At 73.3% G+C, this 551-nt stretch carries 1 protein-coding gene; it reads left to right on the top strand.

Annotated features, from left to right (window positions below; translation table 11 throughout):
- Positions 1 to 551: HAMP domain-containing protein (locus KBY47_RS36235; RefSeq protein WP_210928894.1), on the top strand; the 551-nt coding region annotated here is incomplete at both ends.

Here is a 551-nt window from a genome sequence, read left to right as displayed (position 1 = left end):
GCTCGGCGCCCTCCTCGGCACACCCCTGGGCACGGTCGCCGTCGACGCGGACAACAGGGTTCTCCTGAGCACCGGTTCCGCCTCCCGGGCCGCCGACGAGCTGGCCGCGCTCAGCCTGACCTCGCCGACGGGCAGCGTCGTCACACTGGAGGGGGGCGACCTGAGCGCCGTACGCATTCCCAGCCCCGGACTGGTCATCGACCGCGGGCCGACCGAAGGCACCGTGGCACCGGCGACGGTCATCCTCGCCATCGACACGTCCGTCGACAACGCCACCACCGACGCGCTCATCAGACGCCAACTGGCCCTGATCGGCGGCACGTTGCTGGCCCTGCTGGGCCTGTCCGTCGTCGTGCTGCGGCTCGGGATGCTCCCGCTGGTCCGCATGGCCCGCAGCGCCGACGCCATCGCCGCGGGCTCCCTGACCGAACGCCTTCCCACGCACCGCAACGGCAGCGAAGCCGACCTGCTCGCCAAGGCCGTGAACCGGGCCTTCGACGCCCAGGCCCGCGCGGAAGCGACCGTCCGCTCCCTGGCCGCCGACACCTCCC

It is taken from the genome of Streptomyces sp. B93 (assembly GCF_018070565.1).
Taxonomy (GTDB): Bacteria; Actinomycetota; Actinomycetes; order Streptomycetales; family Streptomycetaceae; genus Streptomyces.
The sequence above is the reverse complement of the archived record's forward strand: the minus strand, read 5'-3'. Positions and strand labels throughout refer to the sequence as shown.